The following is a 15,606-nucleotide window of genomic DNA, read 5'->3' on the forward strand; positions in this document are numbered from 1 at the left end:
GAAGTTATGACGACAGTACTAATAGTTACGCTCTTTCTTGTTCAATTAATAACAATTTTTGCCATTGTCATCTTGAACAGCAAACTTTCCGAATTTCATGATTTGGAAAAGCGTCAAAATGAATTGGTGAATGAGATGGATAACGCCATTAGTGTGTATTTAATGGAAATGAGAGAAGAAAATGACCGACTAATTAATGAACTGAAAAAGCAGCCTGTTCTTCAAAGATCAGTGCATTTAAATACAGATAAACAGAGTAGTACACAGTATTCTGCAGATGAACAGATGGTAAAGAGCCAAAATCAAGCTGCCACTGTAACAAACAAAATAAATCAGGTTTCAGAACCAGAACCGCGTAAATTTATTCCTGTCAAGCAAGCTGCACATGCCTACAAGAAGCAAAAAAATCAGCAGTTTGATGAGGTTGAAGAGTCCGTGGAAACAGAATTATTCAAAGATGCCGAACATGTACCGTCAAAACCGTTAACAACTGAACAGCAAGCAGTCGAGCTTTACCGAAACGGAAAGTCAATAGAAGAAATTGCTAAAATTATGCAACGAGGCAAAACTGAAATTGAACTTCTAGTAAAGTTCCATGCGTAAAGGAGTTGCACTTGAAAGACGAGTATGATATAGTTACAAGCGGTGTTAACAATACACACGTATTTTGATGTAGTAAGTGGTGCTCGTAAGTCTACGGGTAGCTTGTTGCAGATGAAAAATGCGGAGGAAAAAAACCAAACATATTAGGAGGAAACACTCATGTCAGTAATTTCAATGAAACAATTACTAGAAGCTGGTGTACATTTCGGTCACCAAACTCGCCGTTGGAACCCAAAAATGAAGAAATATATCTTCGTAGAGCGTAACGGTATTTACATTATCGATTTACAAAAAACGGTTAAAAAATTAGAAGAAGCATACGATTTCATGCGTCAAGTTGGTCAAGACGGTGGTAAAGTTTTATTCGTAGGTACGAAAAAACAAGCACAAGAAGCGATCAAAGAAGAAGCTGAACGTTCAGGTAACTACTACATCAACCAACGTTGGTTAGGTGGTACTTTAACAAACTTCGGTACAATTCAAAAACGTGTAAAACGTATGAAAGATATCGAAAAAATGGAAGAAGACGGTACTTTTGCTGTACTTCCTAAAAAAGAAGTAATCCAACTTAAAAAAGAACACGAACGCTTAGTTAAATTCTTAGGCGGTATCCGTGATATGAAAGCTGTTCCAGACGTAATGTTCGTAGTAGACCCTCGTAAAGAGCGTATCGCAGTTGCAGAAGCAATCAAATTAAACATCCCTCTAGTTGGTATCGTAGACACTAACTGTGATCCAGATGAAATTGATTACGTAATCCCTGCAAACGACGATGCTATCCGCGCGGTTAAATTATTAACTGCTAAAATGGCTGACGCTTTATTAGAAGCAAAACAAGGTGAAGAAGAAGCTCCAGAAGTAGAAGAAGCTACAGCTGAGTAATTCACTGTTAAAAAAGGTGATAAGTGGATGAACCCCTTATCACCTTTTTTTGAGAAATGAATGTAAAAATGTGTGAATCGTTGAAACTTCGCGATTTATCGCTTAAAGTATGAAATAGTGTGAATAAATTTTTCAATATATCTAGGAGGAAACTCAACATGGCAAACGTTACTGCACAATTAGTAAAAGAATTACGCGAAAAAACAGGCGCAGGTATGATGGACTGTAAAAAAGCTTTAGTATCTACAGAAGGTGACATCGATGCTGCAATCGATTTCCTACGTGAAAAAGGTTTAGCTGCTGCTGGCAAAAAAGCTGACCGTATCGCTGCTGAAGGTACAACTTACATTTTAGAAAACGGTAATGAAGCAATTCTTTTAGAAGTAAATGCTGAAACAGATTTCGTTGCGAAAAACGACAAATTCCAATTCTTAGTTTCTTCATTAGCAGAGCAATTATTAACTGCTAAACCAGAATCAGTAGAAGCTGCTATGGAATTAGAAAAAGACGGCGTGAAAATCGTTGATCAAATTTCTACTGCTACTGCAACTATCGGTGAGAAAATTTCATTACGCCGTTTCGAAATTAAAACTAAATCAGATGCAGATGCTTTCGGTTCATACTTACACATGGGCGGCCGTATTGGTGTATTAGTAGTTCTTGAAGGTTCTACTGACGCTGCCGCTGCAAAAGATATCGCAATGCATATCGCTGCAATCAACCCAACTTATATTTCTCGTGATGAAGTTTCTGCTGACGAAGTTGAACGTGAGCGCAAAGTATTAACTGAGCAAGCGTTAAACGAAGGTAAACCAGAAAACATCGTAGCGAAAATGGTAGAAGGTCGTCTTGGTAAATATTTCGAAGACGTATGTTTATTAGACCAAGCTTTCGTTAAAAACTCAGATCAAAAAGTACGTGACTTCGTGAAATCTTTAGATGCTACTGTAACAAGCTTCACTCGTTATGCTGTTGGTGAAGGTATCGAAAAACGTGAAGATAACTTTGCTGAAGAAGTAATGAGCCAAGTTAAAGGTAACAACTAATTAAATTACAACTTAAATTTACCATAATTTAAGCAAACAGTAGGGAGCACCATTTGCGTGTTCCCTATTTTTAAAGAAATCTATTTTTGATTTAAGTGAAGTACGATACATAGAAAATACAATCGTATTTCCTTATAAATAAATGAGTAACGGAGGTCTACTATGAGTGTGTCACAATACAAACGAGTAGTAATTAAACTAAGCGGGGAAGCATTAGCTGGGGAATTGGGCTTCGGTTTCTCACCAGATGTAATTAAATCAATCGCTGCAGAAATTAAAGATGTTATCGACTTAGGCGTAGAGGTCGCATTAGTTGTCGGCGGCGGCAACATTTGGCGCGGGAAAATCGGTGCTGAAATGGGTATGGAGCGTGCCAATGCAGATTATATGGGAATGTTAGGAACAGTGATGAATGCACTTGCCCTACAAGACTCTCTAGAAAATCTAGGTGTTCCAACACGTGTTCAATCATCAATCGTTATGACACAAGTGGCAGAGCCATATATTCGACGTAAAGCAGTTCGTCATCTGGAAAAGTCACGTGTCGTAATTTTCGCTGCAGGAACAGGTAACCCTTATTTCTCGACTGATACAACAGCAGCATTGCGTGCCGCAGAAATTAATGCAGATGCAATTTTAATGGCGAAAAACAACGTGGACGGCGTTTATTCGGCAGATCCAAAATTAGATTCTGAAGCAGTTAAGTATGACACACTTACGTATTTAGACGTTATTCAACAAGGTTTACAAGTAATGGATTCAACAGCTTCAACATTATGTATGGATAATGATATTAAGCTTGTCGTTTTCAACTTGTCAGAACGTGGTAATATTAAACGTGCCGCAATGGGCGAAAAAATTGGAACAGTTGTTAGGAGAGATGCATAATGACTAAACAAGTATTGAATCAAGCACAGGAAAAAATGACAAAATCAATTGGTGCCTTCTCACGTGAATTAGCTTCAATTCGCGCTGGTGTAGCGAATGCTGCATTATTGGATCGAATTTCAGTGGATTACTATGGCTCACCGACACCTATTAACCAAATGGCTGGTATTTCTGTACCAGAAGCGCGTCTTTTAGTTATCCAACCATATGATAAATCTATTTTAGGTGAAATTGAGAAAGCAATTATGCGTTCTGATATTGGTATTACACCGACAAACGATGGTAATGTTATTCGTTTGGCAGTACCTGCTTTAACAGAAGAGCGTCGTAAAGAGCTAGTAAAACAGGTGAAAAAAGAAGCAGAAGAAGCAAAAGTGGCTGTACGTAACGTACGTCGTGATGCAAATGATGACTTGAAAAAGTTAGAGAAAAACGGAGAAATTACAGAAGACGAATTACGCGGCTTCGGTGAAGATATCCAAAAACTAACAGATAACTCAATTACAAAAATCGACGAGTTAGTAAAAGAGAAAGAAAAAGAAATTTTAACAGTTTAATCCTAAAACTTCACTAAAAGATTGTTATTGAATCCGTATTGGAATTTACTTTCCTCGGTGAAGACACTTTCGCGCTATTGGACCACTTTAGCGCGAAATCTTTTTTCTACCGTTAAAAGAACTTTAAATGGATTAAAACGTCCTGTTAGTAAGGACGTTTTTTTAATAATGGAGATAGATGATCTATGTTAACTTTTATCTGAAGTTAAAGTATAAATTGTGAATATGATACATATGCAAGTTAATAAAAGGACAATTTTGATTATTTCAAAGAAGAGTTAGTGATGTGATAAGGACATGCTATCCCTTTTTTGATATGATGGAGAAGTAGGTAGTCCGATTTGTGCAGTTGGGGGAATTAACTATGTTTAAAAAACTTTTTGGGAAAAATACAAGTAAAGAGCAACCATTCAGTGATGGAAGTATGGACTTAGTTAAGGGAGAGGATATCCCTACCCATATTGCAATTATTATGGACGGAAATGGACGTTGGGCGAAAAAACGTTCGATGCCAAGAGTTGCAGGACATCATGAAGGAATGAAAAATGTCCGGAAAATAACACGTTGTGCTTGTGATTTAGGAGTAAAAGTATTAACGCTGTATGCATTTTCGACGGAAAATTGGAAGCGGCCTAAATCAGAAGTTGAATTTTTAATGCGTTTACCAGAGCAATTTTTAACATCCTTTTTACCGGAGCTTATGGAGCGTAATATTAAAGTCGAAATGATTGGTGTAATGGATTCCTTGCCGGAGTATACTCAATCAGCTCTTAAAAAAGCGATGAATGAAACGAAAGATAATACAGGATTAGTTTTAAATTTTGCGATGAATTATGGTGGTCGCGCGGAAATTGTTATGGCGATGCAGCAACTGATGAATGACGTTGAAGCTGGAAGACTGACAATCGACGAATTAAATGAACAACATATTTCAAAATATGTAATGACAGCTCATTTACCAGAACCCGATCTATTGATTCGGACAAGTGGAGAAGTTCGCATAAGTAACTTTATGCTATGGCAGCTTGCTTATACGGAGTTTTGGTTTACTGATACGCATTGGCCGGATTTTAACGAAGCATGTTTAAAAGAGGCGATTTCTGTGTATCAAAACCGTAACCGTCGTTATGGAGGGCTGAAAGGAGAAGAAACAAATTGAAACAGCGCATCATTACTGGAGTAATTGCTGCAGCACTATTTATTCCATTCGTAATTTATGGAGGCGGACCGTTTGCGGTTTTAATGAGTATCATCGCAGTTGTTGGCTTTTATGAATTATTGAAAATGAAAGGAATTTCAATTGCATCCGTTCCGGGAATGTTAGGGACACTTGCATTGTTACTATTAGTAGTACCGAGTGATTGGTCCAAAAACGTAGTTGAATTTCTACAATATGAATCAACTTTAATGATTGTATACGGTATAATTGCCTTATTATTAATTTATACAGTCCTTGTAAAAAATAAAATGACTTTTGATGAAATCGGTTTTATATTAATTGGCGCCTTTTATGTCGGACTTGGTTTCCATTATTTTATCGAAACCCGGTTTATCGGATTAGAATATGTCGTATTTGTATTGTTAATTGTTTGGACAACAGATTCTGGCGCATATTTTGTTGGGCGTAAGCTAGGGAAAAATAAATTATGGCCGGAAATATCCCCAAAAAAGACTGTTGAAGGTTTTGTCGGTGGCATCGTCATCGCGGTATGTTTTGCTATCGCATTGCAACTTATGTACCCGATCACTTCAAGTTGGATTCAATTAATTATTGTAACGATTGTAGCATCGATTGTCGGGCAAATGGGTGACCTTGTTGAATCTGCAATTAAGCGACACTACGGTGTGAAGGATTCAGGCAATATTTTACCAGGGCATGGGGGCATTTTAGATCGTTTTGACAGCCTCTTATTTGTAGTGCCTTTACTTCATTTCTTGCACTTTTTTGCTTAATTTCTTTCAGTAAGTATGTAGATACACGCAAAAAAACAGGCTGTATCAAACGAAATTGCGTTGTAACGCAATTGATTTGTTAGGAGGAAGTATCATTGTGAAAAAAATCAGTTTATTAGGTGCAACGGGCTCCATTGGATGGCAAACGTTTGATGTTTTACTTGCACATCCAAATGCTTTTCGGCTTGTTGCTTTTTCTGCCGGAAAAAATATTGAAAAATCCCGTGAAATTATTCAAAAGTTACAACCGGAGCTAGTTTCAATGCAGACAGAGGAAGCGGCGAAAACTTTACAGAAGGAATTTCCGCACGTTTCCTTTACATATGGTGAAAAAGGATTAGTGGAAGTTGCGACACATTCCGATTCAACGGTACTTGTCAATGCAGTTTTAGGCAGTGTCGGGTTGGAATCTACACTTGCAGCAATACGTATGGGAAAAACGATTGCCATTGCGAATAAAGAAACACTTGTAACAGCAGGACACCTTGTGATGTCAGAAGCACAAAAGTACAATGCACCGATATTGCCTGTAGATAGTGAGCATTCTGCTGTTTTTCAATCAATGAACGGCGAAAATAAAAAACGTATTGAACGGATCATTTTAACAGCTTCAGGTGGTTCATTCCGCGATAAGGCACGTGATGAATTAGTCGGTGTAACGGTAAAAGACGCTCTGAATCATCCGAACTGGTCGATGGGGGCTAAGATTACGATCGACTCTGCAACGATGATGAATAAAGGACTTGAAGTTATTGAGGCACATGTATTATTCAATATGCCGTATGACAATATCGATGTATTACTGCACCGTGAAAGTATTATTCACTCTATGGTGGAGTATGAAGATACTAGCGTTATAGCGCAGCTTGGAACACCGGACATGCGTGTGCCGATACAGTATGCGCTAAGCTATCCGGATCGCTTGCCCCTTTCAAATGGTCAACGTTTAAATTTAGCTCAAATTGGACAACTTCACTTTAAGGAAGTCGATTTTGATCGATTCCGTGCCTTAAAACTTGCCTATGACGCCGGTCGAATGGGCGGTACAATTTTAACGGCAATGAATGCGGCAAATGAGGCGGCTGTCGAATTATTTTTACAAGAAAAAATAACATTTTTAGAAATTGAAGAATGTATTGAGCGTATTATGAATAGTCATAACAATATCGCATTACCAGATTTAGAAACAATTTTACATGTTGATAGTGAAACAAGAAAAACAGTGGCAAGCATGGTAAAATAGTGAGGTGTGAGAAAAAAGAGTGTCCGTCAACTATTAGTTGGACATTCATATGCGTATAGAGCGTATTTTTTAATCAGTTAACGCTAGAAAAAAAGAGAACTAACTTTATGACTCAGTTCCAATGAAGGTGGGAGATTATGCAAACAGTTATAGCCTTTATTTTAATTTTTGGCTCACTCGTTTTTTTCCATGAGCTAGGTCACTTCTTACTTGCAAAGCGCGCGGGCATAATGGTACGCGAATTTGCGATAGGTATGGGACCGAAAATTTTCGGTATGACGAAAGGTGAAACCATTTATACGCTGCGTCTTTTGCCAATTGGCGGCTACGTGAGGATGGCTGGTGAGGATACTGATACCGTAGAATTACAACCGGGTTATCGGGTAGCTTTAATAACGAACGAAGACAATATTGTAGAAAAAATTATACTAAATCAAAAAACACATTATCAAAATGTTATATTTTTGGAAGTGGAACGAGCAGATTTAGAACGTGAACTTTGGATTGAAGGCTATGATGAGGATGACCAATTCGTACGCTACAATGTATCGCGTACAGCAATGGTTGTTGAGAACGGAATGGAGCAAATGATTGCACCTCTAGACCGCCAATTTAATTCAAAATCTGTCGGTGCTCGTGCAATGGCGATTTTCGCAGGTCCATTATTCAATTTTATTTTAGCGTTTTTCATCTTCCTTGTTATCGGACTTATTCAGGGAATCCCTTCCGAAGAGCCAATCATTGCAGAAGTAATCGATAATAACGTTGCGAGCAATGCAGGTATAATGGAAGGCGATAAAGTCGTGAAGGTAAATGGTCAAGCTATTTCTACCTGGGAGCAATTATCAACACAAATATACGATAATCCGAATAAAACACTAACATTTGAAGTTGAACGTGAAACAGGAAATGAAATAATTGAACTGACACCAAAACAAGTTGAGCAGGAAGACGGCGCAACTTATGGACAAATTGGTGTTATGCGTACGATGGAAAAAAATCCACTCAAGGCAGTTGTCTATGGTGTGGAGGAAACTTACAATATGATTGTTCTCATTGGTACTCTTGTTGGTAAATTGGTTACAGGCCAATTCTCGATTGATGCTTTGTCCGGTCCGGTAGGGATATATAAAACAACTGAAACTGTTGTAACTTTCGGTCTTTATAATATTCTATACTTCGCCGCAATGCTAAGCGTAAACTTGGGAATCATGAACTTGCTTCCTTTACCGGCACTTGACGGAGGCCGCCTATTATTCTTCGCAGTAGAAGCGGTAAGAGGTAAACCAATTGATCGTCAAAAAGAAGGCATGGTTCACTTCGTCGGAATTCTGCTCTTGATGATATTAATGGTCGTAGTGACCTGGAACGATATCCAGCGATTCTTCTTCTAAAATTAATTAAGATGATTTAGCTAAGTGACCAGCAAGTAGATTGGAATGAAGGGGAGGCGACTCCTGGGGGAATAGCGTGACGCCTGAGACTACAGGCTCAGGCCACGCCCCCCGGAAAGCGTCCGACCCGTAATGGAAATCTACCCCATGTCGATGTAGAATCTCTTTTAAACAAAATAGGTTTAAAAATGACGGCTTTGAGCGTTTGTATGAATAATACTAGCGTTCAAAGCTAAATTTGATTAGTATTATAGAAGTAGCATTTAATTTAGTTAATGTGTATTCAACAATCATTGGCTATAGCGCAGATAATAATGAAATATAGATCATTCTTAAATTAAAAAAGGTGGCACTACTTATGAAACAAACAAAAACGTTTATTCCTACTTTAAGGGAGAATCCAGCTGATGCCGATGTAAAATCACACCGCATGCTAATGCGTGCAGGCTTTATCCGCCAAAACGCATCGGGAGTATACTCATACTTACCATTAGCTCGCAAAGTATTAGCGAAAATCGAGCAAATTATCCGTGAAGAAATGGAAGCAGTTAATTCCATTGAGTTATTAATGCCAGCACTTCAACCAGCTGAACTATGGCAGGAATCAGGTCGTTGGGAAGCATATGGTCCAGAACTTATGCGCTTAAAAGACCGTCATGACCGTGATTTCGCATTAGGGGCAACACATGAAGAAGTAATTACAACTTTAGTTCGTGATGAAATAAAATCATACAAAAAGTTACCGTTAACACTTTATCAAATTCAAAGTAAATTCCGTGATGAAAAACGTCCACGCTTTGGTTTATTACGTGGTCGTGAATTTATCATGAAAGATGCGTATTCATTCCATGCTTCTCGTGAGTCGTTAGATGCGACTTATGATGATATGTACCGTGCATATTCAAATATTTTCTCTCGTCTTGGCTTAAACTTCCGTGCAGTAATTGCGGATGCTGGAACGATTGGCGGTAAAGGTACTCATGAATTTATGGTTCTATCTGAAATTGGTGAAGATACAATTGCTTACTCGGATTCTTCTGATTATGCTGCCAATATTGAAATGGCGGAAGTTGTTGTAGAATATACAGCACCTACAACGCCAATGAAAGAAGTTGAAAAGATCGCAACACCTGATCAAAAGACAATCGAAGAAGTTTCGACATTCTTAAATGTAGAAGCATCGAATGTTATTAAATCATTAGTATTTAATGTTGATGGGGAACTGGTTGTTGTTTTAGCACGTGGCGACCACGAAATTAACGATATTAAGCTTAAAAATGCATTGGGAGCTACGTCTGTAGAGTTAGCTGATGATGCTGCTATAAAAGAATTGCTGGGCTGCGCACCAGGTTCAATTGGTCCAGTTAAATTACCGGTCAATGTAAAAGTTATTGCCGATAATGCAATTAAATCAATTCGTAACGGTGTAGCCGGTGCGAATGAAGATGGCTTCCACTTATTAAACGTAAATCCTGAGCGTGACTTTGCAATCGGTTCTTATGAAGATATTCGCTTTATCCAAGTAGGAGACCCTTCTCCAGATGGTGAGGGAGTTATTAAATTTGCTGAAGGAATTGAAGTTGGTCATATCTTCAAATTAGGTACAACTTATTCAGCAAAATTAAATGCTACGTTCCTTGATGAGCAGGGGAAAGCACAACCGTTTATTATGGGATGCTACGGTATTGGGGTTTCACGCTTATTAGCTGCTGTTGCAGAACATTTCCAAGATGAAAACGGATTTGTATGGCCTGCACAATTAGCTCCATATGATTTACAATTAGTACCGATTAATACAAAAGACGAAGCACAAGTACAATTAGCAGACGAACTATACGGTGTATTAAAATCGTATCGTTATGACGTGCTATATGATGACCGTGCTGAGCGTGCAGGCGTTAAATTTGCCGATGCAGACTTAATTGGCTTGCCTGTCCGTATTACAGTAGGTAAAAAAGCTTCTGAAGGTTTAGTAGAAGTGAAGTTCCGTGCGACTGGCGAATCGGCAGAATGGGCTAAAGAAGAAGTAGTAGATCGTTTAAACGAATTTTTCCGTCAAAACTAATAATTTGTTAAGATAGAGAGAATGGGAAAGTACAATTTACATGTACTTTCTTTTCTTTTTCATTGGATGTGAAGGGTCCATAATTGATGGCGGGGGTTGTTATAGCTGATTAGGGGTAACAATTCCGCTTATTTGGTAAATTAATTGAAATTCAGTCGAAATAGAGGTAAAAATTCCTCTTATGCATACTGAAAAACATGAAAAACGCTGATTTTTCAATGGATAACGGTAAAAACTACCCTTATTTACATCCAAATGAAGCCCAAACTGCAAATAACGGTAAAAACTCCGCTTATTTTAAACGAAGGGGATTGTTTTTTTTTGTGCCCGCCCGGAATTCCTCCACCTCATATTGAAAAAAAGCATTAAAAGAAAGGGTTGAAACAATTGTCAAAACAGGAAGGAAGACAAAAATTCCTACTATTAATCCAACAACTTGAATTAACTGATGATGTCTACATGTCCTTTTTTGAAAATGGCACACTCGAACGAGTAACCGTCCATAAAAAGAAACGAATTTGGCATTTTAAAATTAAAATAGAAAATATTTTGCCATTCCAAGTGTATCAATTACTTCGTATGCGTCTAGCAGAGAAGTTTTCTCATATAGCCAATGTCCTATTAACAGTAGAATCCCACAATCCTGTAGTGAATGAGCAGCATATTCTTGACTATTGGCAAGTGGCAATTGAACAAATGAGCGACATGTCGCCATTATTGCGCGAAAACCTCATGAAACAAACACCACGATGGACAGGTCATAAGCTTGTAGTGACATCGATGCTGGAAGTGGAATATTTATCATTAAAATCAAAGTATACGGATAAAATTGCGGAGTCTTATAAAACATTTGGTTTTCCACATATTCCATTAGAATTCCAACTTATTGAGGAATCGGATGAGTTCATCGCACAGCAGGAAGCTTTTTACGAGCAGCGTAAAGAAGAGGAAGAACGTTTGTCAAAACAGGCAATGGCCGATTTTGCAGCACGTGAAAAAGAGAAGGCAAATAATCCGGGCGCTGCGATGCAAGGAGATGCTCCATTCCAAATTGGTGCACTTATAAAAAATCCAGAGCCAGTTGAAATCCGTACAGTGTTGGAAGAAGAGCGTTCAATTGTATTGGAAGGCTTTATTTTTGCTTGTGAAGTGAAGGAACTGAGAAGTGGCCGTTCATTATTGGAACTTAAAATTTCCGACTACACCGATTCTCTTCTCGTAAAAATGTTCTCAAACGGTGACGAAGATGTTGTGAAAATGAAGCAAATAAGTAAAGGAATGTGGGTTCGTGTACGCGGCTCAATCCAACTTGATACATTTGCCCGTGATTTAGTTATGATGGTGAAGGATATTAATGAAATTAAGCATGAACCTCGTAAAGATCATGCTCCAGAAGGTGAAAAACGAGTTGAGCTTCATTTGCATACGCCGATGAGCCAGATGGATGCTATGACGTCCGTTGATAAATTAGTTGCCCAAGCAGCAAAATGGGGGCATCCCGCAATTGCGATAACCGATCATGCAGTCGTGCAGGCATTCCCTGATGCATATGCTGCAGGGAAGAAAAATGGCATAAAGGTTATTTATGGTGTGGAAGCAAACTTAGTGGATGACGGGAAGCCAATTGTGTATGATCCGATTGATATTGATTTGGAGGAAGCTACGTACGTCGTATTTGACGTAGAGACAACAGGTTTTTCAAATGTATATGATACGATTATCGAGCTAGCGGCTGTAAAAATAAAAAATGGCCAAGTTATAGATACGTTTGAACGTTTTTCAAATCCCCATCGCAAACTAACAGCAAAAATCATTGAACTTACACATATTACAGATGATATGCTCGTCAATGCACCAGAGCTTAATGATGTAATCCGTGAATTTCATGACTTTATTGGCGACGGGGTTGTCGTTGCCCACAATGCAGCGTTCGATTTAGGTTTCTTATATGTTGCCTACAAAAACGCAGGCATTGAAGTTAGGCATCCAGGTATCGATACGGTCGAGCTTTCCCGACTTGTAAATCCCGGACAAAAATCGCATAGCTTAAAAACATTAACGAAAAAATATAATATTGAATTAACGCAGCATCACCGGGCAATTTACGATACGGAAGCTACCGGTGAACTATTCCTGCATTTACTCAAACAGTCCGCCGATTTAGGTATAAAAAACCTGATTGAAATGAATGACCATGTAGGCGGCGAAGAAGGATATAAGCAGGCACGCCCAAGTCACTGTACAGTATTGGCAGTGGATGATGCTGGCTTGAAGAATCTTTTCAAATTAATTTCGATATCGCACACGGAAACATTTTATCGAGTACCACGTATTCGCCGTTCGGATCTGCAGCGGTTACGCCAAGGTTTAATTGTCGGTTCAGGCTGTTCGAATGGTGAGTTGTTTGAAACAATGATGAATAAAACACAGGAAGAAGCCGAACGCATTGCAAAGTTTTATGATTATTTGGAAGTCATGCCAAAACCTGTTTACTCTCAATTGGTTGATGGGGGTACGGTACATGATGAATGGGCTTTGGAGGATATTATTCGCCGTATCGTAAAACTTGGTAAAAAGTTGAACCTGCCTGTTGTTGCAACAGGAAATGTCCATTACCTGCATGAAACAGATGCAAAGTTCCGCCAAATTCTAGTCGGTTCGATGGGTGGTGCAAATCCACTGAATCGTAACCCTTTGCCAAAAGTCCACTTCCGTACGACAAATGAAATGTTGAAGGAATTCGACTTTTTAGGACCAGATTTAGCGAAAGAAGTTGTTGTAACGAATACACAGCTAGTTGCAAATATGATTGGTGATGTAAAACCGATTAAAGATGACTTGTATACACCGAAAATTGAAGGTTCTGATGACGAAGTAACGAATTTAACATACGAAATGGCACATCTGATTTACGGGGAAAATTTACCGGAAATTGTACAAGCTCGAATCGATAAAGAGCTAAAATCCATTTTAGGACATGGATTCGGCGTTATTTATTTAATCTCGGCAAAGCTTGTAAAAAAATCATTGGCAGATGGATACTTAGTAGGTTCGCGTGGTTCGGTCGGATCATCACTCGTTGCCACATTTATGGAAATTACTGAAGTGAATCCGTTGCCTCCGCATTATGTCTGCCCTAATTGTAAACATTCGGAGTTTATTGCAGATGGATCTGTTGCCTCCGGTTATGACTTACCGAACAAAGAATGTCCGGAGTGTGGGGCACAGTATAAAAAAGACGGTCAGGATATCCCGTTCGAAACCTTCCTTGGATTTAAGGGAGATAAAGTACCCGACATCGATTTGAACTTCTCAGGAGAATATCAGCCGCAAGCCCATAATTACACGAAGGTGCTTTTCGGTGAAGAATATGTATTCCGTGCTGGAACAATAGGGACAGTTGCGGAAAAGACAGCATATGGCTATGTAAAAGGTTATGGAAGCGATAATGGTATAACGTACCGCAATGCCGAAGTAGATCGCTTAGTTCAAGGATGTACAGGCGTAAAACGTACAACAGGGCAACACCCAGGTGGAATCATTGTTGTACCGGATTATATGGATATATATGATTTCTCTCCGGTACAGTTCCCTGCAGATGCGCAAGACTCTGAATGGAAAACAACTCACTTTGACTTCCATTCGATTCATGATAATATTTTAAAACTCGATATACTCGGTCACGATGATCCAACTGTAATTCGTATGTTACAGGATTTATCAGGAATTGATCCAAAGACAATTCCAACAGATGATCCAATTGTCATGAAAATTTTTAGTTCGACAGAGACACTTGGTGTGACAGATAAACAAATAGGTGCAAAAACAGGTACGCTTGGCATTCCTGAGTTTGGTACAAAGTTTGTTCGTCAAATGCTGGAAGAAACAAAACCAACGACATTTAGTGAACTTGTACAAATTTCTGGACTTTCTCATGGAACGGACGTTTGGTTAGGAAATGCAGCCGAGCTTATTAAAGACGGTACTTGTGTATTAAAAGAAGTAATTGGCTGTCGTGACGATATTATGGTGTATTTAATCTATCAGGATTTAGAGCCATCATTTGCCTTTAAAATTATGGAATCTGTACGTAAAGGAAAAGGCTTAACAGAAGAAATGGAAGCTGAAATGCGCGCGAAAAAAGTACCGGAATGGTATATCGATTCATGTAAAAAGATAAAATACATGTTCCCGAAAGCCCATGCCGCAGCCTATGTTTTAATGGCGGTACGTATCGCATGGTTTAAAGTCCACCATCCAATACTTTATTATGCAGCCTACTTTACAGTGCGTGCATCTGATTTTGATTTAATTGCGATGACACAGGGTTCTGTCATGATTCGTAAAAAAATTGATGAAATTAATATGAAGGGGCTCGATGCAGCTCCGAAAGAAAAAAGTTTGTTAACGGTTATGGAAATTGCGCTTGAAATGTGTGAACGAGGCATGAGCTTCAAGAAAGTGGATTTATACCGTTCACATGCGAGTGAGTTTATAATTGAAGGGAATTCGTTGATTCCACCGTTTGATGCGATACCTGGACTTGGTACAAACGTAGCAAAACAAATCGTAGAAGCGCGAAAAAACGGTGAATTCCTATCAAAAGAGGATTTACAGCAACGTGGTCGTGTATCGAAAACTTTAATTGAGTACATGGATGAATTAGGCTGCCTTGAAGGTATGCCGGATGCCAATCAGCTTTCACTATTTTAAGACGAAATTATATTGTAGCATACAGCAAAAGGCAATATTTGCATTCAATAAGCCTTTATGCTATGCTAAAATCAATAATTTGTTGATAGTTCGCCAGCAAAAGAGTGGGTTTTCCCGCTCTTTTCTGTTGTTTACACAACTATTTATCTTCATTCAGCAAGCGTTTTAAAACGCTTGCTGAATGAAGATAAACCACTGGCGAATATCACAAATTTCAATTGAAACAATTCAATGAATACTCGTCTTTTGTTTAACAAATAAC

11 protein-coding genes are annotated in these 15,606 nt (G+C 38.6%); all 11 read left to right on the forward strand.

Annotated features, from left to right (window positions below; translation table 11 throughout):
* Nucleotides 1–6 precede the first annotated feature (6 nt).
* Nucleotides 7–603 (forward strand): hypothetical protein, encoded by a 597-nt coding sequence (locus SNE38_RS03560; protein ID WP_336045862.1) that lies wholly within the window; start codon nt 7–9, stop codon nt 601–603.
* 159 nt (nt 604–762) lie between these two features.
* The gene (gene rpsB / locus SNE38_RS03565) at nt 763–1,485 is read left to right on the forward strand and encodes a 30S ribosomal protein S2 (protein ID WP_191702405.1); all 723 of its coding nucleotides are present in this window, start codon (nt 763–765) and stop codon (nt 1,483–1,485) included.
* A gap of 158 nt (nt 1,486–1,643) precedes the next feature.
* Nucleotides 1,644–2,531: a translation elongation factor Ts gene (gene tsf, locus SNE38_RS03570; protein WP_191702406.1), complete on the forward strand. Its 888-nt coding sequence runs from the start codon at nt 1,644–1,646 to the stop codon at nt 2,529–2,531.
* 162 nt (nt 2,532–2,693) lie between these two features.
* Nucleotides 2,694–3,419, forward strand: a complete 726-nt coding sequence (gene pyrH, locus SNE38_RS03575) for a UMP kinase (RefSeq protein WP_191698381.1) — start codon at nt 2,694–2,696, stop codon at nt 3,417–3,419.
* Nucleotides 3,419–3,976, forward strand: coding sequence for a ribosome recycling factor (gene frr / locus SNE38_RS03580; RefSeq protein WP_191702407.1), 558 nt, complete (start codon nt 3,419–3,421; stop codon nt 3,974–3,976). Before pyrH ends, frr begins: the two co-directional genes overlap by 1 nt.
* 364 nt (nt 3,977–4,340) lie before the next feature.
* Nucleotides 4,341–5,135, forward strand: coding sequence for an isoprenyl transferase (locus tag SNE38_RS03585; protein WP_191702408.1), 795 nt, complete (start codon nt 4,341–4,343; stop codon nt 5,133–5,135).
* Nucleotides 5,132–5,929: a phosphatidate cytidylyltransferase gene (locus SNE38_RS03590; RefSeq protein WP_191702409.1), complete on the forward strand. Its 798-nt coding sequence runs from the start codon at nt 5,132–5,134 to the stop codon at nt 5,927–5,929. The genes SNE38_RS03585 and SNE38_RS03590 overlap by 4 nt, the downstream gene beginning before the upstream one ends.
* A gap of 97 nt (nt 5,930–6,026) precedes the next feature.
* On the forward strand, nt 6,027–7,172 hold the full coding sequence (dxr, locus tag SNE38_RS03595; protein WP_336045863.1) for a 1-deoxy-D-xylulose-5-phosphate reductoisomerase: 1,146 nt from the start codon (nt 6,027–6,029) through the stop codon (nt 7,170–7,172).
* Between the two features lie 137 nt (nt 7,173–7,309).
* Nucleotides 7,310–8,566 carry an RIP metalloprotease RseP gene (rseP, locus tag SNE38_RS03600; protein ID WP_191702411.1) on the forward strand — a complete coding sequence of 419 codons (1,257 nt, stop codon included), beginning with the start codon at nt 7,310–7,312 and terminating at the stop codon, nt 8,564–8,566.
* A gap of 358 nt (nt 8,567–8,924) precedes the next feature.
* Entirely contained in the window at nt 8,925–10,631 is a 1,707-nt protein-coding gene (locus tag SNE38_RS03605; protein ID WP_336045864.1) for a proline--tRNA ligase, read from the forward strand.
* A gap of 387 nt (nt 10,632–11,018) precedes the next feature.
* The gene (locus tag SNE38_RS03610; RefSeq protein ID WP_336045865.1) at nt 11,019–15,344 is read left to right on the forward strand and encodes a PolC-type DNA polymerase III; all 4,326 of its coding nucleotides are present in this window, start codon (nt 11,019–11,021) and stop codon (nt 15,342–15,344) included.
* Nucleotides 15,345–15,606: the final 262 nt, after the last annotated feature.

This window comes from Solibacillus ferritrahens, assembly GCF_037027585.1.
GTDB classification, from domain to species: domain Bacteria; phylum Bacillota; class Bacilli; order Bacillales_A; family Planococcaceae; genus Solibacillus; species Solibacillus ferritrahens.

Bases quoted from the DNA above. Each gene is read 5' to 3' on its own strand.
- frr (WP_191702407.1), top strand. From the start codon at position 3,419: ATGACTAAACAAGTATTGAATCAAGCACAGGAAAAAATGACAAAATCA.
- SNE38_RS03605 (WP_336045864.1), top strand. From the start codon at position 8,925: ATGAAACAAACAAAAACGTTTATTCCTACTTTAAGGGAGAATCCAGCT.
- tsf (WP_191702406.1), top strand. From the start codon at position 1,644: ATGGCAAACGTTACTGCACAATTAGTAAAAGAATTACGCGAAAAAACA.
- SNE38_RS03560 (WP_336045862.1), top strand. From the start codon at position 7: ATGACGACAGTACTAATAGTTACGCTCTTTCTTGTTCAATTAATAACA.
- SNE38_RS03585 (WP_191702408.1), top strand. From the start codon at position 4,341: ATGTTTAAAAAACTTTTTGGGAAAAATACAAGTAAAGAGCAACCATTC.
- rpsB (WP_191702405.1), top strand. From the start codon at position 763: ATGTCAGTAATTTCAATGAAACAATTACTAGAAGCTGGTGTACATTTC.
- rseP (WP_191702411.1), top strand. From the start codon at position 7,310: ATGCAAACAGTTATAGCCTTTATTTTAATTTTTGGCTCACTCGTTTTT.
- pyrH (WP_191698381.1), top strand. From the start codon at position 2,694: ATGAGTGTGTCACAATACAAACGAGTAGTAATTAAACTAAGCGGGGAA.